Source organism: Ralstonia edaphi (genome assembly GCF_958350185.1).
Taxonomy (GTDB): Bacteria; Pseudomonadota; Gammaproteobacteria; order Burkholderiales; family Burkholderiaceae; genus Ralstonia; species Ralstonia edaphi.
In genome coordinates, this window is the sequence record NZ_CATWHI010000006.1 from 1 (window position 1) to 19,557 (window position 19,557).

Annotated in this window: 17 protein-coding genes; 13 read left to right on the forward strand and 4 right to left on the reverse strand. The window is 61.7% G+C overall.

Annotated elements, in window-relative coordinates:
• The 4 genes from R2669_RS20225 to R2669_RS20240 form a co-directional block, all read left to right on the forward strand.
• Nucleotides 1-668 (forward strand): electron transfer flavoprotein subunit alpha/FixB family protein (locus R2669_RS20225; protein ID WP_316901855.1); only part of this gene is annotated, 668 nt, incomplete at its 5' end.
• Nucleotides 669-706: 38 nt separating this feature from the next.
• Entirely contained in the window at nt 707-1,786 is a 1,080-nt protein-coding gene (hppD, locus tag R2669_RS20230; RefSeq protein ID WP_147218636.1) for a 4-hydroxyphenylpyruvate dioxygenase, read from the forward strand.
• A 19-nt stretch (nt 1,787-1,805) separates the two neighbouring features.
• Complete coding sequence (locus R2669_RS20235; RefSeq protein WP_316901856.1) at nt 1,806-2,771, forward strand: dienelactone hydrolase family protein; 966 nt, start codon at nt 1,806-1,808, stop codon at nt 2,769-2,771.
• A gap of 51 nt (nt 2,772-2,822) precedes the next feature.
• Complete coding sequence (locus R2669_RS20240; RefSeq protein WP_316901857.1) at nt 2,823-3,608, forward strand: alpha/beta fold hydrolase; 786 nt, start codon at nt 2,823-2,825, stop codon at nt 3,606-3,608.
• A gap of 56 nt (nt 3,609-3,664) precedes the next feature.
• On the opposite strand, the gene R2669_RS20245 is transcribed toward R2669_RS20240, so the two are convergent.
• Nucleotides 3,665-4,612, reverse strand: coding sequence for a LysR family transcriptional regulator (locus R2669_RS20245; RefSeq protein ID WP_316901948.1), 948 nt, complete (start codon nt 4,610-4,612; stop codon nt 3,665-3,667).
• Nucleotides 4,613-4,752: 140 nt separating this feature from the next.
• On the opposite strand from R2669_RS20245, the gene R2669_RS20250 reads away from it, so the two are divergent.
• The 3 genes from R2669_RS20250 (at nt 4,753) to R2669_RS20260 (ending at nt 6,713) form a co-directional block, all read left to right on the forward strand.
• A complete protein-coding gene (locus R2669_RS20250; RefSeq protein WP_316901858.1) occupies nt 4,753-5,376 on the forward strand; it encodes an FMN-dependent NADH-azoreductase in 624 nt (207 codons plus the stop codon).
• Between the two features lie 64 nt (nt 5,377-5,440).
• On the forward strand, nt 5,441-5,749 hold the full coding sequence (locus R2669_RS20255) for a YciI family protein (protein ID WP_316888367.1): 309 nt from the start codon (nt 5,441-5,443) through the stop codon (nt 5,747-5,749).
• Between the two features lie 55 nt (nt 5,750-5,804).
• On the forward strand, nt 5,805-6,713 hold the full coding sequence (locus R2669_RS20260) for an MBL fold metallo-hydrolase (RefSeq protein WP_316888366.1): 909 nt from the start codon (nt 5,805-5,807) through the stop codon (nt 6,711-6,713).
• A gap of 898 nt (nt 6,714-7,611) precedes the next feature.
• Here R2669_RS20260 and R2669_RS20265 read toward each other — a convergent pair.
• From R2669_RS20265 to acnA, 3 genes are read right to left on the reverse strand one after another with little or no spacing between them, the layout of a single operon-like run.
• A complete protein-coding gene (locus R2669_RS20265; protein ID WP_316901859.1) occupies nt 7,612-8,346 on the reverse strand; it encodes an ABC transporter substrate-binding protein in 735 nt (244 codons plus the stop codon).
• A gap of 14 nt (nt 8,347-8,360) precedes the next feature.
• Entirely contained in the window at nt 8,361-9,257 is an 897-nt protein-coding gene (locus tag R2669_RS20270) for a GntR family transcriptional regulator (protein ID WP_316901949.1), read from the reverse strand.
• Between the two features lie 34 nt (nt 9,258-9,291).
• Entirely contained in the window at nt 9,292-11,925 is a 2,634-nt protein-coding gene (acnA, locus tag R2669_RS20275; RefSeq protein ID WP_316901860.1) for an aconitate hydratase AcnA, read from the reverse strand.
• 232 nt (nt 11,926-12,157) lie between these two features.
• On the opposite strand from acnA, the gene R2669_RS20280 reads away from it, so the two are divergent.
• From R2669_RS20280 to groL, 6 genes are all read left to right on the forward strand, one after another.
• Nucleotides 12,158-13,216, forward strand: a complete 1,059-nt coding sequence (locus tag R2669_RS20280; protein ID WP_428984264.1) for a lactonase family protein — start codon at nt 12,158-12,160, stop codon at nt 13,214-13,216.
• A gap of 50 nt (nt 13,217-13,266) precedes the next feature.
• Nucleotides 13,267-14,565 carry an MFS transporter gene (locus R2669_RS20285; protein ID WP_316901950.1) on the forward strand — a complete coding sequence of 433 codons (1,299 nt, stop codon included), beginning with the start codon at nt 13,267-13,269 and terminating at the stop codon, nt 14,563-14,565.
• A gap of 108 nt (nt 14,566-14,673) precedes the next feature.
• A complete protein-coding gene (locus R2669_RS20290; protein ID WP_316888356.1) occupies nt 14,674-15,762 on the forward strand; it encodes a porin in 1,089 nt (362 codons plus the stop codon).
• Between the two features lie 360 nt (nt 15,763-16,122).
• The gene (locus R2669_RS20295; protein WP_316888353.1) at nt 16,123-16,725 is read left to right on the forward strand and encodes a TetR/AcrR family transcriptional regulator C-terminal domain-containing protein; all 603 of its coding nucleotides are present in this window, start codon (nt 16,123-16,125) and stop codon (nt 16,723-16,725) included.
• A 653-nt stretch (nt 16,726-17,378) separates the two neighbouring features.
• Nucleotides 17,379-17,669, forward strand: a complete 291-nt coding sequence (gene groES / locus R2669_RS20300; RefSeq protein WP_009238929.1) for a co-chaperone GroES — start codon at nt 17,379-17,381, stop codon at nt 17,667-17,669.
• A gap of 101 nt (nt 17,670-17,770) precedes the next feature.
• On the forward strand, nt 17,771-19,414 hold the full coding sequence (groL, locus tag R2669_RS20305) for a chaperonin GroEL (RefSeq protein ID WP_147218620.1): 1,644 nt from the start codon (nt 17,771-17,773) through the stop codon (nt 19,412-19,414).
• Nucleotides 19,415-19,557: the final 143 nt, after the last annotated feature.

Here is a 19,557-nt window from a genome sequence, read left to right on the forward strand (position 1 = left end):
CCGCCACCGCCTACGGCAAGAACATCCTGCCGCGCGTGGCCGCCAAGCTGGACGTGGCCCAGCTGTCCGACATCACCAAGGTCGACGGCCCGGACACCTTCGAGCGCCCGATCTACGCCGGCAACGCGATTGCCACCGTGCAATCGGCCGACAAGGTGAAGGTGATCACCGTGCGCGGCACGGCATTCGACCCGGCTGCCGCTACCGGTGGCTCCGCTGCAACCGAAAGCCTGACCGCCGTGGCTGACGCCGGCATCTCGCAATTCGTGTCGCGCGAGGTGACGAAGAGCGATCGCCCGGAACTGACCGCAGCCAAGATCATCGTGTCGGGTGGCCGCGGTGTGGGCTCGGGCGAGAACTACACCAAGGTGCTGACGCCGCTGGCCGACAAGCTGGGCGCAGCGCTGGGCGCTTCGCGTGCCGCAGTGGACGCCGGCTTTGTGCCGAACGACTATCAGGTCGGCCAGACGGGCAAGATCGTCGCGCCGCAGCTGTACATCGCCGTCGGTATCTCGGGCGCGATCCAGCACTTGGCCGGCATGAAGGATTCGAAGGTGATCGTGGCGATCAACAAGGATCCGGAAGCGCCGATCTTCCAGGTGGCGGACTACGGCCTCGTGGGTGATCTGAACACCGTGGTGCCGGAGCTCGCAAGCGCAGCCGGGTGAACAGCAAACAGCAAACAGCAAACTCATGGAGAACGCTGATGGCAGATCTTTTTAGCAACCCGATGGGCTTGATGGGATTCGAGTTTGTGGAATTCTCATCCCCGACGCCAAACACCCTCGAGCCGCTGTTTGAGACGCTCGGCTTTACCCTCGTCGCGCGACATCGTTCCAAAGATGTTCTTCTTTATAGGCAAGGGGAGATCAACTTCATCGTCAACCGTGAGCCGAAAAGCCTGGCTGCCTACTTCGCGGCTGAACACGGGCCTAGCGCGTGCGGCATGGCATTCCGTGTCAGAGATTCCCATCAAGCGTTTAACCGCGCGCTCGAACTCGGTGCCCAACCGATCGACATTCCGACGGGCCCCATGGAGTTGCGCCTTCCTGCCATCAAGGGCATCGGCGGTGCGCCGATCTACCTCATCGACCGGTTTGAAGACGGCAAGTCCGTCTACGACATCGACTTCGAATTCATCGAAGGCGCGGATACGCACCCAACAGGGTATGGACTGAAGCGCATCGACCATCTGACGCACAACGTCTACCGTGGGCGCATGGCGTTCTGGGCGGCCTTCTACGAAAAATTGTTCAATTTCCGAGAGCTTCGATACTTCGACATTCAAGGCGAATACACAGGGCTGGCGTCGCGGGCGATGACGGCGCCCGATGGGAAGATCCGGATTCCCCTGAATGAAGAATCGTCCAGGGGCAGCGGCCAGATCGAAGAATTCCTCCTGCAGTTCAATGGAGAAGGCATTCAGCACATCGCGCTGCTGACGGGCAACCTGATCGACACCATCGATCAGCTGCAGTTGGCCGGCGTGCCGTTGATGACTGCGCCGAACGACTATTACTATGAAGCACTGGAGGCGCGCCTGCCGAATCATGGGCAGCCCATCGAGCAGTTGAAGGCGCGAGGCATCCTGCTGGATGGCAGTACTTCCGGCGGGAAACCTCGCCTGTTGCTGCAGATCTTTTCTCAAACCGTGCTTGGGCCGGTCTTCTTTGAATTCATTCAACGCCAGGGCGACGAAGGTTTCGGCGAAGGCAACTTCAAAGCGCTGTTCGAGTCGTTGGAGCGCGACCAAATCTCGCGCGGGACGCTCAAAACAGAAGGCTGACGTCAGGAGGGGAGATGCAATGAAGTGGTTGACTGTTTTCGCGCTCCTCTTGTGCTGCTGGGCCACCACATCACAGGCACAAAGCGGTGATATCGCGGCGCATGTTGAAGTGCATGCAATTCCGTCCCTCACGCTGTCGGACACCCAGGTCTTGACCGGCAGCAAAGATGGAAAGCCGGTAACGGTGGGGGGTGTGCTGCGCCTGGCCCAGGCAGGCGGGCGTCAACCGGTAGTGGTGCTCATCCACGGTTCCAGCGGCATTGGCCCCAACATCGAGATGTGGGAGCGCATTTTTAACGCTATGGGCATCGCCACGTTCGCCGTCGACGGCTTCACGGGGCGAGGCATCGTTTCGACGAGTCGCGACCAAAGCCAACTGGGCCGGTTGAATCTCATCATCGACGCGTATGGAGCACTCTCCGTGCTCGCGCACCACCCGCGAATCGATCCCCAACGAATTGTTCTGATGGGATTCTCGCGCGGCGGGCAGACCACGTTGTATGCGGCGATGCGCCGGCTTCACCGTTTGTGGAATACGAGCGGTGCGCGCTTCCAGGCATACATTCCGTTTTACCCCGACTGCATGACGCGGTATCAAGACGACACCAACATTGACGCTCCAATCCGAGAATTCCACGGTGCCAACGATGACTACGACCCGCCCCAGCAGTGCGCGGCGTACGTGGAGCGGTTACGCGAGGCTGGCAAAGACGCTTTGATGACGGTTTACCCAGACGCGCATCATGGATTTGATCTGCCGTTCGATATGGCACCCACCGTGGCCAAGGGATCGCAAACTGTCCGCGCGTGCCAGATTGCAGAAGACGCAAAGGGGACATTGATCAACGTCGCCACGCAATCCGAATTCAGCTTCCAGGATGCGTGCGTGCAACTGGACCCCCATGTTGGGGCCAACGCCCAGGCGAGAGATGCGGCGATCCGTGACGTCCGTGCCTACTTGGGCAGGCTTTTCTCTCAGCATTAGACACACAGGCCGACTGAATTTTTCCCTTCATAGAACGAGCGAGAGCGACTTATGAAAGTACCCCAGAGCCGGTGGCTCAAATCCGCTGCAATCTTTGTCGGGCTCATGGCGAGCCTCTTCACCCTAGCGAGCGAGGCAAAAGAAGTGGGTAGCCCGATCCGAAATATCGTCCTGGTGCATGGCGCCTTTGCCGATGGCTCCAGTTGGTCAGAGGTCATCTCGGCCTTGCAGCGCAAGGGCTACCACGTCACCGCGGTTCAGAACCCGCTGACTTCGTTGCCGGACGATGTCGCTGCCACCCGCCGTGTTCTGGCCCGGCAGTCGGGTGATGTCATCCTGGTAGGCCACTCCTATGCGGGCGCCGTGGTAACTGAAGCGGGGAATGCCGACAACGTCAAAGGCATCGTCTACCTCTCTGCGCTTGTACCGGACAGCGGCGAATCGGTATCGGACCTTCTGACCCGCCTGAAGGCGCCCATGGAAGGACTCAAGCCTGATGGTGAAGGTCTGATCTGGCTCGATGATCCAGTAGCCTATCGCCAAGTCATGGCGGGCGACGTACCTGAGTCCCGTGCGCGCATTCTTGCGGCTACGCAGGTGCCCATTTCCGCATCCGCGTTTGAAGGCAAGGTCTCTCATGCGGCATGGCACCACAAACCAACGTGGTATCTCGTTACCGAAGAGGACCATGCGCTCAAGACGCCCGTGCAGCGTGAGTTGGCCGAACAGATCAAGGCTCGCGTGACGACGGTGAAATCGAGCCATATGTCGTTGGTCTCGCACCCGGCCGTGGTGGCGAACCTGATTGATCGCGCCGCTCGAGAGGGGCGCCGGTGAACCCCTGCCGCGATGAAGCCTCACGAGGCTGTGCACCTCGTGGCTTCATCGCCGCATCAGTGTGCGCTGGGCCCAGGAGCGGCCTCGTCGTGGGCAGCGGCTCGGGAGGTCATCACTGGCAACTCAGCCGCAAGAAACTCAATGAAGGCACGCACCGCCGGCACGACACCTCGCCGCGAGGGAAACACCGCATGAAGCTGGTGTGACGGCATACGGTATTCAGGCAACAGAACCACAAGCCGTCCATCCTGTATGGCCGGTCCGCACAGATCGACGGGCAATTGCGCCACACCCGCACCACGGAGTGCCATCTGCTCAAGCAGGTACACATCGTCGGTCACGAGCGTCGGCTTGTAGTGAATTTCCTGAGCCCGGTCATCGGGCCCGGTGACCTCCCAACGGGCGGGCTCGCCACGCGCGCCGCCAGGCCCGATTCCGCTCACGCCTTGTAGCGCGTCAACCGTATGGAATGGGCCGTGCCTTTCTACAAAAGCAGGGCTGGCAGCAAGCACTTGCTCACTCAGCCCGAAACTGCGTAAGACCAATTCCGAATCATCAAGCGTGGATCGGATACGCAAAGCCACGTCGTAGCCTTCTGCGATCACGTCGACCCGACGGTTGGTCAGGTCAAGTTCCAGCCGCACATCAGGGTGGGCCTCAAGAAATTTCGCCAATACAGGGGCGAGGAAGATATGCGCCACGCCGACCGGGCAACTCACGCGCAGCCGTCCTGAGGGCTTGTCGCTTGCTCGTTCTGCAACCTCCATTGCCGCTTGCACGGATTGCGTGATGGCCTCGCAGTGCGCATAAAAAGCCGACCCCACGTCCGTCACGCGCACGGCGCGCGTGGATCGCTGCAGCAATCGAACGCCAAGCCGTTCCTCCAGCTCTGCCACGCAGCGGCTGACCCGAGATTTCGGGATGCCGAGCGCCCGCGCAGCACTGGAGAAATTGCCATGCGTGACGACAGCGGCAAACATGACGAGATCGTTGAGATCCTCCACGACAGTGCTCCAAAAACGGTGGCTGGAATGAGCCAGGATTGTCTCATTCATAGGACGCTCCGTAGCGAAACGCGCCCCTAGTTCCACATGCGCCGTCCCCCTATCTTGACGTCCATCCCAACGTTTTTTGGAGAGACGTCATGCAAATCCTGCACCTTGATTCCAGCATCCTTGGCGATGCCTCTGCGTCGCGAGTCCTCAGCACCGCCATCACAGACGAGCTGCGCCGCGACAACCCGGCGGCCGTAGTTGTCCATCGAGACCTCGCACTCGAGCCGATCCCACATCTGGATGGCGCCATCGCCGCCGGTTTCCGCAGCCTAGGTGTCGGCGACTTTGATGACGCCACGCGAGCAGAACACGCGCGCTCTGAAATGCTGGTCAAAGAACTGCTCGCCAGCGACGTGATCGTCGTTGGCGCGCCGATGTACAACTTTTCGGTGCCCAGCCAGTTGAAGGCCTGGATCGACCGCGTGGCCCAGGTCGGTCGTACGTTCAAGTACACCGAGAACGGCCCTGTCGGGCTGGTCGAGGGCAAGCGCGTGATCGTTGCCTCAACGCGTGGCGGTATGTATTCGGCTGGACCTGCCGCAATCATGGACTTTCAAGAAGCCTATCTGAGCGCGGTGTTCGGTTTTCTGGGCATTGTCGATGTCCGTTTCGTACGGGCGGAGCGGCTCTCCAAGGGGGCAGACGCACGCAGCGAATCGATGAGCGCGGCGCGCGCCAGCGTACGCGATGCGGCCTATTCCACGGGGTTTTGATTCGGGCCACGACAGCCGCGTCGCCCGATACCTCAAGCAACCTGATCACCTGGAGATTGAACCCATGCTGTACGCCATCACGCTCAACTACATCCGCCCGGTAGACGAGATTGAAAGCCATCTTGATACCCATCGCGATTGGCTCATTGAACACACCAGACAAGGGCGGATTCTCGTTGCGGGACCGCTGGAACCGCGAACTGGCGGCTTTGTGCTGGCCACGTGTGAAAACCGTGCGGAGCTTGACGCCATGCTTGAGGATGACTCGTTCTACGTGCACAAGCTGGTCGACTACACCGTCGTCGCTGCCACGCCTGCGCTTCGTGCCGGCGACTTTCCAGCGCAATGGGCGCCAGACGCCAAAGCCGTGTAAGCCCCATCAGAATCTATCGAATTCCGACTCTTCACTACTGCTGGAAACGACAACCATGAAGCTGAATGCAACGCTGACGACGATCATTGCTGGGCTCCTGATACCTATCGCGGCGACCGCAGCGGGTCCAGGCCCCGCCTCTCCTGCAGCGACACCTTTCGATATCGGGGCGCTCCGCGTGACGTCTCTTACCGACGGTGTATACGTGCTGCCCAATGACGGAAAGATCTTTGGGGCCGACGTTGGTCCGAAAGCTGTGGCAGAAGTCTTGAAAGCGGCCCAGGCGCCTACCGACCAGATCACGCTGCCCGTAGACGCCTTGCTAGTCCGCGACGGTACACACCTCGTGCTGATCGACACCGGTCTTGGCCCCAAGGTCGGTGGCGTATTGCTTGACAGTCTCAAGCTGGCCGGTGTCACAGCTGCGCAGGTCACCGATGTTCTCATCACGCACCCGCATCCCGACCATATTGGCGGGCTGCTAACCAATACGGGAGAATCCGCGTTCCCTCACGCAAAAATCCGGTTCTCCTCGATCGACTGGGCAGGCTTGCAGCAGCAATCGGGCATGGCCGACTTCGCCAACGCCATCGCTGCTCAGGTCGAACCATTTGAACCCGGTGTCCAAGTAACGCCCTCCATTACGTCGGTGCCCTTGAGAGGACACACGCCCGGGCATGTGGGGTATGAGATCGTCTCTGGCGGTCGCCGTTTGCTGGACATTGGCGACGCGGCACACAGCGCGATCATTTCCCTGCAGAAGCCAGACTGGACCATGGGCTTCGACAGCGAGCCGCAAGTCGCCAAGGACAATCGCCGGGCAACGCTAGTGCGGCTTGCCGCGTCGCACGAATTGATCTTTGCACCTCACTTCCCGTATCCGGGTATCGGCACGATCGTGACTGACGCAGACGCTTTCGCATGGAGCCCCGCCGCAGGCGCCAATGGCGTGCTGCGCAAGTAAGGAGGGCGTCATGTCCATGTCAAACGAACGGTGAAGCACAAAGTTACCTGCCAGTGTGCCAAGCCATTGTTGTTGATCTCATCGAGCATCACCCGGGGAAGCGGAAGTGCTTGTGATGCATGAAGCGCTTTAACGCTGTCTAAGCCGCGCCTCGGGTTCGCGTGAACGTCGCTCGTTGCCAATTGCGGACCCCTGTCGCGCCACATCTCCTTCATGTCGAATTCCGCACATTTATTGAGAGAAAGCCATTTCTTTGCAGTGCGGTCAGACACGCACTTTGTGGAGTCAGAGTGGAGTGAACCTTGACACCGAGTCTGCAGGGGGGGCACAGAGGTGGGTTCTCAATAAGCTATTGAAAGACAAAGATATTTTCCTGATATGGCGCGTCGCTCGGGGCGCGAAAGTTCCAAATTGAGTGACCAAAGTTCCAGATTCAGTGAATCTCGACAGAAATCCGACAAATGTCGAGATTCATTCAACGCTGAACCGGTGGGTCCCTATCTATAAGCGTTTCCGGCGAAGGTGCTCGGCCAACTTTGAACTCTTGGTTCGCTTAACTTTGAACTATCCGTGTTTTGGTTCACGTAACTCTGAACTTTCGCGGGTACCCGGTGCGCCATGACTCATGGGACAGCCTGGAGAACTGCTTTTCGGCGCGATCCGTCTCGCGGCCGACAGCGGCCTTCACTCACATGAGGGGCACCGTTCTGAGGCGTATGGTCGCAAGGGTCCCGATTGAGAATGGCGGCGCCACGCGGAAGACATGAACAACCGGGCTCACCACTACTTCTGCTACCAGCTGGGTCGGGTGTGCGAGTCAATCACTGCGCTTCGCGATTTTTCCGACGATAACAACATCGCCGTCATGTCCGGTTATGGAGAGCCGAGCGATTCGCATTTAGCCCCGGGAGGACGCCACGGAAACACCCGTCACCCCATGCCGCTGCAAGGCCTCCGCAACGAAGCCCAACTCCTTCATCGCTTCAACAAAGCCGACGACAAACGACGCGGCTTCCGCGCCACGGCTCGTCGGCACGCCCATCGCCTGACGGATCACCATGAAGCGCTCGTCCAGCAGGCGCAGCCCTGGCATGCTAGCCGCATCGGCTTCGAGCTGTTGCTTCACGCCTGCCGCCACTTCGCATTGCGTCTCCAGAAAGGTCTTCACCACCGTGGGTGACGTCGGCGCGCGCACGATCTCCGCGTGCTGCAGCTCACGCGTGAGGAACAGGTCGTATGCGCTGCCTTTGCCCACGACGACGCGATTACCCGCGCGGTCCACATCGGCATTGGTGCGGACGGGCGAATCGTCACGCACAAGGTAGTAGCCCTCGATCAGCACGTAAGGTTCGGTGAACGAGATGCTTGTCGCGCGGCGCGGGTCGATAGCGAAGAAGCCGATGTCGGCTTGTTCCTGGGACACCACGTCGACGGACTTGCCAGCCGCATCGACCACGACCAGTTCCAATTCGATGCCCAGCTTGTCCGCCAGCGCGCGCGCCAGATCGACCGACACGCCAACGGCCTGCCCTTGGGCGTCCAACCCGGCAAGGATTGGGTTGCCGGTGTTGATAGAAGCGCGAAGGACGCCCGTCGGGGCAAGTGCGGCAAGCAGGGTCGAATGGACGGACATGGTGCGTTCGTTGGCTAAGGGGTGAGGATGTTCGAGATCTTGGAAATGGCGTCGAGCGTGTGGCGTAGGTGCGCGCGCATCATGTTCGAGGCCTCTTCGTTGCGCTCGCGTTCGAGCAGTTCGAGGATGTAAAGGTGCTGCTTGGCGTGTTCGGGATAGCGCTCGCGATGCCGCATCGAACGATACGACAACAGGCGGCGCACGCGATTGACGCGACGGATGGTGTCGATGAAGAACGCGTTGCCCGAGGCCTCCACCAGCGATTCATGGAAGCGAACGCCACGGTCGTGGAGCTCGTCGGCGGTGTCGGTTTCGATGCCGCCGTCGAGCAGGTGGTTCTCTGCGGCACGCAGCCGTTCGATGACGCGTTCGTCCAGCCGATACCTCGGCTCCAGCAATGCCGCCGGCTCAAGTGCCAGGCGCAGGCGATACGACTGCAGCAGGCTGTCCGGCGTGGTCAGCATGGTTGAGAACTGCCAGCCGTAACCCGGCTTGCGCTCGGCCCACCCCTCCTGCGCGATGCGGCCGAGCACGCTGTTGAGCTGTGTGGTCGTCAGCCCATAGCGCGTGCGGATGGCCTGCTCGGCAAACTCATCGGGCAGCAGACCCTTGAGGCGGTCGTCGGCAATCTGGAAATACGCGCGGGTCACCACGTCGTCTTCATCCAGGCCCAGCTCGGTGGCGACCACCGAAGCCGGCGCCGTGACCGGCTTGGCGACAAAGTAGCCGCGGTTCTTCTCACGCGCGAGGATGCCCTTTTCATGTAGCAGCGCCAGCGCCTCGTTGACGGGCGAGCGCGACACGCGCAGCCGGTCGGCAATCATCTGCGCGGGCAGGTGCGAGCCGACCTCCATGCCCTCGGCCTGGATCAGATCGACGATTTGCGTAGCGATGGGGCGGTCGTGCTTCATGGCGTGTGGGGCATGGGGCACGGGCATCTGCGGATTACGCCGAGGCGGTCGCGTGTTGTTCCGCCAGCGTGTCCCCCAAGATAGAGGGGATCACGCCGCCACGACGGAGCAGCGCGGTTTCGAGCTGCGTTTCCACAGCGGCGGTCGCTTCGAACGTTTCCACACGGCCATCGGCGCGATGAATGCGGACCGGGACAGTGCAGCGCGGTTCGATCCACTCGGGCGGCGCAGAGATGTGAACCGTATCGCCCGGCTGAATGGCCAGCGCCTGCGGATTCATCCCTACCGGAAACCGCAGCGGCAAGATGCCCATGCCAATCAAATTGGAACGGTGAATGCGCTCGAAGCTTACCGCAATGACCGCCCGGATACCGAGCAGCCGCTGCCCTTTGGCCGCCCAGTCGCGCGACGAGCCGGTGCCGTAGCGCGCACCCGCCAGGAGCACAACTGAAGCACCTTCATCGTGATAGCGCTGCGCGGCTTCGTGGATCGGCATGACATCGCCGCTGGGTGCGTGCACGGTGTGGGCGACAGGCGCACCAGGTGCCAGCAAGTTCACTAGCGTCTTGTTGTAAAACGCGGCGCGCACCATCACCTCCCAGTTGCCGCGGCGCGATGCGAAGACGTTCAGGTCGTTGCGATCGTCCCCGCGCTCCACAAGGAAATCGGCGACGAAGCTGTCCTTCGGAATCGCGCTGGCCGGCGAGATGTGGTCGGTCGTGATGTCGTCGCCCAGTACGAGCAGCGGGTGCGCGTCGAACTCGCCGAGCTGGCTGCCCGCGTCCAGCGCCGCGAACGGCGGGCGGCGCAGCGCGGTGGACTGCGCATCCCACGGGTAGCGTGCAGTCGTGGGGGCATCGATGGAGGCCCACATCGGGTTGCCGGTTGCAACGGCGAAAGCACGGCGGTAGTCCGCTGGCGATGTGCCAAGTTGGACCAGCGCGTCGATTTCCTCACGCGTCGGCCACAAGTCGCGCAAGTAGATAGGGGTGCCGTCTGCGGTGGTTTGCAACGGCTGCTCGTTCAGGTCGAGCGCGGCATCGCCCGCCAGCGCAAACGCAATCACCAGCGGCGGCGACATGATGAAGCCCAGGCTCAGATCCGGATGCACGCGCCCCGGAAAGTTGCGGTTGCCCGACAGCACCGCAACTGGTGCGGTCTCGCCAAGAGCAATGGCTTGCTGAATGGGCGCCGTGAGTGAGCCAGAATTGCCGATGCAGGTCGTGCAGCCAAAGCCGACGATGTCGAAGCCGACCGCCGACAAATCCTCAATCAAGCCAGCGCGCTGCAGATACTCGGCCGCCGCAGGCGAACCCGGCCCGAGCGACGTCTTTACCCACGCCGGCACGCACAATCCACGTTCACGTGCACGGCGTGCGACCAGTCCTGCCGCAATCAACTGAGCAGGGTCCGACGTGTTGGTGCAACTCGTGATGGCCGCAATGGCGACAGGGTGCGCGGGCAGCGTTGCGCTCGGTTGCGCGTTCGCGGCGGCGGCGGATAACGCGCGCCCCGTCTGCGTATAAGGCAGTAGGTCCTGCGGCCGGCGCGGCCCCGCCACGTGCAGATGCACGGTGCTCAGGTCGATTTCGAGCACGCGGGTGTAGCGCGGTGTGTTGTCCGGGTCGAACCACAGACCGGAGCGGCGGTGCAGCGCCTCGACCTGTGCAATGGCGTCTTTCGATCGGCCGGTCGCGCGCAGGTACGCCAGCGTCCGCGCATCCACGGGGAAGAAGCCGGTGGTCGCGCCATACTCGGGCGCCATGTTGGCGACAACGGAACGCTCCCCCGCCGTCAGCGTGGCCACGCCGGGGCCGAAGAACTCCACGAACTCGCCGGACACCCCGATGTCGCGCAGCGCCTTCGTCACCGTCAGCGCCAGATCCGTGGCCGATGAGCCCGCCGGCAGCGCGCCACGCAGCCGCACGCCAATCACATCCGGAATGCGCTGCATGACCGGCATGCCAAACATCACCGTCTGCGCTTCCAGCCCGCCCACGCCCCAGCCCAGCACGCCGATGCCGTTGATCATCGGGGTATGGCTGTCGGTGCCGATCAGGGTATCGGGCACCAGCCACTGCGCACCGTCGATGGTCTGCACGGTGGCCACCGTGGCCAACTGCTCCAGGTTGATGGTGTGCATGATCCCCGTGCCCGGCGGGTGAATGCGCACGCCGCGCAGCGTGTTCGACGCCCAGCGCAGAAAGCGGTAGCGCTCCGCGTTGCGGCGCATCTCGATCTGCAGGTTGCGCGTGGCGGCATCGGGTTGCGCGTAGGCCTCCACCGCCAATGAGTGGTCGACCGACACATCCACCGGCAGCACCGGGTTGAGCGCGGCCGGGTCGGCGCCGGCTTCGGCCAAGGCATCACGCATGGCGGCGATGTCCACCAGCGCGGGCGTGCTCGTCGTGTCGTGCATCAGCACACGGTTCGGCTGGAAGGCGATCTCTTCCTCGCTGGTGCCGCTGTCCAACCAGCGCAGCACGCCGTTCACCGCGCGCTGGCGCTCTTCGCCCGGCGTATTGCGGATGACGTTCTCCAGCAATAGCCGCAGCACAACCGGCAGCCGCGTGAGCGCGCTACCAAACATCGCGGGCAGATCGACGTACCGATAAGTGATGCCGTCAACGCTTACCGACGCTTCGGGTGGGGTGTAGGTGTTTTCCATGACTGTATTTTTGCACGTGTATACGAAAAAATGCAATCAAGTGGAAACCCGAATCACCATAACGACACACGGAGACAGCATGAAACCGGACCCCGCCCTTATTGCGCCCAGCCCTTCGCGACGGCGCCTGCTGCAGGCAGCGCTATCGGGCGGCGCACTGGCCTCCGTTGGTGTGCCGGCAGTGTCGGCCGCCAGCACGCACCTCACTCCTACAACTTCCGAACCCATGACTATGTATGCCTACGTTGGTTCGCGCACCACGCGCGAACGCAACGCCCGCGGCGACGGGATCAGCGTGTTCCGCGTCAACACGCACACGGCGGCGCTTGAGCCCGTGCAAATCGTTAAAGATCTGGTGAACCCGTCGTTCCTGACGATTAACCGCTCGGGCGACCGCCTCTACACCGTGCATGGCGACCTGAGCGACATCAGCGCCTTTGCCGTCGACCGCGCTAGCGGCAAGCTCACCTTCATCAACAAACAAAGCACGCAGGGCAAGAACCCGGTGCACCTGGCGATCGACCCGTCGGGCCAGTTCATGGTGGTGACCAACCACATTGGCGCGAGCTTGGCGGTGCTGCCGATTGGCGGCGATGGTGCGCTGGGGGAGGTTACACAACTGGTCAAGCTCGACGGTCCCATCGGCCCACACCGCGTCGAGCAGAAGCAGGCCAAGCCGCACTTCAACCCGTTTGACTCGACAGGCCGCTTTGTCATCGTGCCCGACAAGGGGTTGGACCGCACGTTCGCCTTCCGGTTTGCCGATGGCCGCCTCACACCTGCCGCGCCCAGCTTTGTGGAAGCACGCGAAGGCGCCGGCCCGCGCCACGTGGCGTTCCACCCGAACGGCCACTTTGCCTACGTCGTCAACGAGCTGGATTCCACCGTCACCACTTACGGCTACGACGGTGCCACGGCAACCCTCACGCCCCGGCAGGTACTGTCATCCCTGCCGGACACCTTTACCGGCAACAGCCGTGCATCCGAGATCGAGGTCGACGCGGCCGGCCGCTTTGTCTACGCATCCAACCGCGGCGACGACAGCATCGCCGTGTTCCGCATCGACGCCGCAACAGGGCTGCTGCATTTCGTGGGCGCTGACAAGACGAGCGGTCGCACGCCGCGCTTCTTCACCATCGCGCCGGGCGGCCGCTTCCTGTACGCGCTGAACGAAGACAGCGACACCATCGTTGCCTTCGGCATTGACCCACATAGCGGGCGCCTGCGCCCGACCGGCCACAGCGTGCAGAGCGGCAGCCCCGTCTGCATGGTGTTCTCGCATCCGGCTTGAAGAAGGTGAACAACGTGTCCAATCCCACTGTCTCAACACACGCCAACACGATGGCCACAGCACTGCCGGACGAACAGGCAATCGTGCGCAAGATCACCTGGCGCATCATTCCGTTCGTGTTCGTGCTGTACATCATTTCATATCTCGATCGCGCCAACATCGGCTATGCGGCGCTGCAGATGAATAAGGAGCTGGCACTCAGCAGCGAGGCCTTCGGATTCGTCTCGGGCATCTTCTTCATCGGCTATTTCCTGTTCGAGGTCCCGAGCAACGTCATGCTGAACCGCTTCGGCGCGAGACGCTGGATCGCGCGCATCCTCGTCACGTGGGGCATCGTGGCGATGGCGTCCGCATTTGTGCAAAGCGCGACGCAGTTGTACGTGCTGCGCTTTCTGCTGGGCGTGGCGGAAGCCGGCTTCTTCCCCGGCATCATCGTCTACCTGACGTACTGGTTCCGTGCGCGCGAGCTGGCGACCACCGTATCGCTCTTCACTGCCGCGATTCCCGTGTCGTACATCATCGGTGCGCCGCTTTCCACGTGGATCATGGACAACGTCCACTGGCTGCAATGGAGCGGCTGGCGCTGGATGCTGTTGCTCGAAGGCGCGCCCGCGGTGATTGGCGGCGTGCTGTGCTACCTGTACCTGGCCGACCGCCCGAAAGATGCGCGCTGGCTATCCGAAGCCGAACGCGACTGGCTGCTCGCTGAACTGGAGCGTGACAAAAAGGCCCGCCCCGCTGCCGCGCACCTTGGCACGCTCAAGGTGATGGCGAATCCGAACGTGCTCTACCTGTCATTCATCTACTTCGTCTATCAGTGCGGCAGCCTGGGCATCGGTTACTGGATGCCGCAGATCATCAAGGGCTTCTCGGCCAAGCTGTCGCACACGCAGGTTGGACTGATCGCAATGCTGCCGTATGTGGTTGCAACGGCCGCGATGATCTGGTGGTCGCGCCGCTCCGACAAGCGTGCCGAGCGTCGTCTGCATTCGGCCATTCCGCTGGGCGTGGCGGCGCTCGCGTTCGTGGGCGCGGGCTTCATCGGCAATCCCGTCATTGCCATGGTGATGATCTGCCTGAGCCTGGCGGGCCTGTATGCATTCAAGTCGCCGTTCTGGGCGCTGCCCACGCTGTTCCTCACGCGCTCCACCGCAGCCGTGTCGATTGCCGTCATCAACTCCATCGGCAACCTTGGCGGCTTTGTCGGGCCGTTCGCCATCGGCTACCTGAAAGGCCAGACGCATAGCACCACGACGGGACTGCTGTTCCTGTCAGCACTGCTAGCCATCTCCTTTGTCATGACGCTACTCGTGCGCGTGACGGAGGCGGCTTCGTCTCAGCCCTCGTAAGGCGGCTTCGCCCCCGTCCTTTTTGTTCTTCTTCTCCGGCTTCCGGGCATCGAGCCGCCCGGCGGCCGGGTGCTGCCTGCTTACCTACAAATAAACCTAGGAGGAATCATGAAACGTCATCTACAACTGGCCGCATTGGCCGCCGGCATGACCGCTGGCTTCGCGCACGCGCAATCGAGTGTCACGCTCTACGGCGTGGCCGACATCGGCATCGAGGTCATTAACAACGTGCCCAAAACAGGCGGCGGCAGCGCATCCGTCGTGCGCATGCAGCCAGGCAACCAGTCGGGCTCACGCTTCGGCCTGCGCGGCGTGGAGGACCTCGGCGGCGGTATGAAGGCGCTGTTCCTGCTGGAGAACGGCACCAACCTCGACACGGGCACGCTCGCCAACGGCACCGGCAGCACCTCGCGCCTGTTCGGCCGCAGCGCCTATGTCGGGCTACAGGGCAGCGCCGGCACCGTCACGCTCGGCCGCCAGGATGCGCCCATTTACGACTTCGCCAAGACGTACGACCTGATGGGCGTTGCAGCGCGCTATTCGATTACGTCGATGGACCCGGTGTTTTCCCAGCGCATCGACAATTCCATCAAGTACCTCGGCCTCTTCGGCGGCCTGACGGTCGAGGCGACGTACAGCACGGGCTGGGATGCCGGCTTCGGCGGAGAGATCGCAGGTGCCGGCAAGGCCGGCCGGCAGATCGGCGGACAACTCGCCTATGCGATGAGCGCGACGAGCTTTGCCGTGGCGTATGACCAGACGCAGGGTTCCAGCGTGGCCTCGCAAGACCTGTCCAACAAGAACGTCGCCGTCGGCGCGGCGACTGCGGTTGGACCTGTCAAGCTGGTTGCAGGGTATCGCTGGGCGCGTTCGCAGTACGGTGGTTCGACCGGCAGCACGGCACTGACCACGGCGGTGCGCTCGAACATGTACTGGCTGGGTGCCACATACAACTTCACACCCGCCTGGTCCGTGACCGGCTCAGCCTACTACCTGGACAACCGCGCAAACAATCAGGATCCGTGGCTCTTCATCGTGCAGGCTGACTACGCGCTCTCCAAACGCACCGACTTGTACTTCACCGCCGCCCGCGCGCTGAATCGGAACGGCTCGTCACTCGCGCTGGGCAGCGGCGGCACGGTGCTGGCCGGTAGTGGCCAGACGGGCGCACTGATTGGCATGCGCCACAAGTTCTAGGGAGTAGACGTCCGGATTACAAAGGCGCCCTCAACGGAGTTGGGGGCGCCTCATCCTATTACTCGCATCTCCGGACCAGCTATTTGGATACGAAAAACGGGGAGGTGAAGCGCTACCCACACGTTAAGCGTGCTTCCACAGCGAAGCCAAATAGAGGATAAGAAATATCGCTCCCAACAAGGCGAAGTACACAGCGGGGAAGGCGTATGTGTCCCACAACCGCAGAGGCTTGGGCTTACGAATGTGATCTATTTCCGGCATTGATTCCCTCCTAGTCTAAAATCGAACCGATCAGTTCGATTTTGAAGTGTACCATCGCTCGGGCAAAATCGAACTCATCAGTTCGACAAAGGGGGAGCAGTGCGGACTAAGACGGAACAGAAGCGGCTGCAGTTACTGAGCGCCGCCACGGAAGTGTTTTTCGAACAGGGTTATGAGCGAACCCTAATGTCCCACGTCAGCGAGCGCGCCAAGTGTTCCAAGGGCACGCTGTATAGCTACTTCGAGTCGAAGGAAGAGCTGTACTACGAAGTCATCATTGCCGCTACAGCACAGGAAACAGGCGGAGTTCTGGAACAGCTGGATGCCTCAGCAGAATGCATAGAAAACTTGTTGTTCGCGTTTGGAGTACGGCTGCTGCAAACGGTGTATTCGTCGCGCTTTCAGGCGCTTCGCAGGCTGGTCTTTTCCACCCCCGCCGATAGCAAGTTGGGGGCAACGATATATGCGCGGACAGTGAAGCCGTACATGGACCTGACAACGCAATTTCTGGCCTCGGCCATGGAAAGAGGGCAACTGCGTCGCGATGACCCTGAAGTGGCTGCTGCGCATCTGTGCGGGCTACTGGAGTCGGAGCTGTTATTGAAGTTTCTGCTGCATGCACTCGACAACGTGCCTCCAACCCAACTCGAATCTATCGCAAGGCGCGCTATGAAGGCATTCGTCGCTGCCTATCAAGCATGACAGGCCCACGCCAGCCCGACTACAACGTATCTGAGCGGTCTCGTATGGTAAACACGAACCTGAAACGGTGTCGGTCGGTGACGGTAGCCGCGAGCGCTGGCCGAAGTTGCCAGAGGGCGACGGCGCGAAGCTGATCGAGCGGGACGCGACGGCCGCGCCACAGTGCGCCTCCGAGCTATTGAGTGTGAGTGGTAAATAAATCACTAAAGCGACATGGAGCTAGTGCTGGTCGATATCCCGGCCGCGCTGGCTGCCTTGCCTCTTCAGGGGAAACCCGCATTTCCGGGCCCCCTTCGTTGCCGATGTAGGAACGCTCCGCAGACGAGGAATGCCGCGCCGGGGCAAAAGCCGCCGCGTTGGGTCTGGCAGCTTTAGTGAGCTCTAAGTATTTGAAGTTAGAGAGATTGTGGGCTCGGATGGTGTTTGCCTGCGTCCGAGAGTTCCAAATTGAGTGACCAAAGTTCCAGATTCAGTGAATCTCGACAACAAACTTCTGCTCCCCCCGTTCTTGAAATCGTAATACCCCGTCCCTATAATTAGCACTCGCCGGACAGGAGTGCTAACAAACCTCCAGTCCCCGATGCTTTCCCGAGGCGCCGCGTTCTGCGGCGCGTTTTGTGAATAAACACTCACTTTGCATTGAGGAGTTGTGTATGAACCTGCGTCCTTTGCACGACCGCGTGATCGTGAAGCGCCTGGACAACGAAACCAAGACCGCTTCGGGCATCGTCATCCCTGACGCCGCCGCTGAAAAGCCGGATCAAGGCGAAGTGCTGGCCGTCGGCCCGGGCAAGAAAGACGACAAGGGCAATGCGATCGCGCTGGACGTGAAGGTCGGCGACCGCGTGCTGTTCGGCAAGTACGCCGGCCAGGGCGTCAAGGTGGATGGTCAGGAAGTCCTGGTCATGCGCGAAGAAGACATCATGGCCGTGGTGCAAAAGTAAGCACGCGCTCCGTCGCATCGCTTACCTGTAACCCAATCCTCATTGCCGGCGCCGCTGACTGAGCGCGCGGGCAACATCCAAAGATTTCGGAGATTCTCAAGATGGCAGCTAAAGACGTAGTGTTCGGCGACGCCGCACGTGCCAAGATGGTCGAAGGCGTGAACATTCTCGCCAACGCAGTCAAGGTGACCCTGGGCCCGAAGGGCCGCAACGTGGTGCTGGAGCGCAGCTTCGGTGGCCCGACCGTGACCAAGGACGGTGTGTCGGTCGCCAAGGAAATCGAGCTGAAGGACAAGCTGCAGAACATGGGCGCGCAAATGGTCAAGGAAGTCGCTTCCAAGACCAGCGACAACGCCGGTGACGGCACCACCACCGCAACGGTGCTGGCCCAGTCGATCGTGCGCGAAGGCATGAAGTACGTTGCCGCTGGCATGAACCCGATGGACCTGAAGCGCGGCATCGACAAGGCCGTGACGGCCGCTGTTGAAGAGCTGAAGAAGATCAGCAAGCCGACGACCACCAGCAAGGAAATCGCTCAAGTTGGCGCCATCTCGGCCAACAGCGACGAATCCATCGGCCAGCGCATCGCTGAAGCCATGGACAAGGTCGGCAAGGAAGGCGTGATCACCGTGGAAGACGGCAAGTCGCTGGCCGACGAGCTGGACGTCGTGGAAGGCATGCAGTTCGACCGCGGCTACCTGTCGCCGTACTTCATCAACAACCCGGAAAAGCAAGTTGTTCAGCTGGACAACCCGTTCGTGCTGCTGTTCGACAAGAAGATCAGCAACATCCGCGACCTGCTGCCGGTGCTGGAACAAGTGGCCAAGGCTGGCCGTCCGCTGCTGATCATCGCTGAAGACGTCGAAGGCGAAGCCCTGGCAACGCTGGTGGTGAACAACATCCGCGGCATCCTGAAGACCGCTGCCGTCAAGGCTCCGGGCTTCGGCGACCGCCGCAAGGCCATGCTGGAAGACATCGCCATCCTGACGGGCGGCCAGGTCATCGCTGAAGAAGTCGGCCTGACCCTGGAAAAGGCAACCCTGAACGATCTGGGCCAAGCCAAGCGCGTTGAAATCGGCAAGGAAAACACCACGATCATCGATGGCGCAGGCGATGCCCGCAACATTGAAGCCCGCGTGAAGCAAGTGCGTGCCCAGATCGAAGAAGCGACCTCGGACTACGACCGTGAGAAGCTGCAAGAGCGCGTGGCCAAGCTGGCCGGCGGTGTTGCCGTGATCAAGGTTGGTGCTGCCACCGAAGTCGAAATGAAGGAAAAGAAGGCCCGCGTGGAAGATGCTCTGCACGCGACCCGCGCTGCCGTGGAAGAAGGCATCGTGGCAGGTGGCGGTGTTGCACTGCTGCGTGCCCGTGCACTGATCTCCGGTCTGAAGGGTGCCAACGCTGACCAGGACGCCGGCATCAAGATCGTGCTGCGCGCCATGGAAGAGCCGCTGCGCCAGATCGTCACCAACGCTGGCGACGAGGCTTCGGTTGTGGTGTCGAAGGTGATCGAAGGTTCGGGCAACTACGGCTACAACGCCGCCACCGGCGAGTACGGTGACCTGGTGGAAATGGGCGTGCTGGACCCGACCAAGGTGACCCGCACCGCGCTGCAGAACGCCGCTTCGGTCGCTTCGCTGATGCTGACGACGGACTGCGCCGTGGCAGAACTGCCGAAGGACGATGCAGCTCCGGCAATGCCGGGCGGCATGGGTGGCATGGGCGGCATGGACGGCATGATGTAATTTGCCGTACCGGCCCTGGCCCGGCCATCCTCCGGGATGGCTGTTCCAAGCAAAAAACCCCGTGGGTGCGAGCCCTCGGGGTTTTTTGTTGCCTGCATTTGTTAAGACGGTGTTAACGCAGCAATGCAGTGTGCTTCGCTACA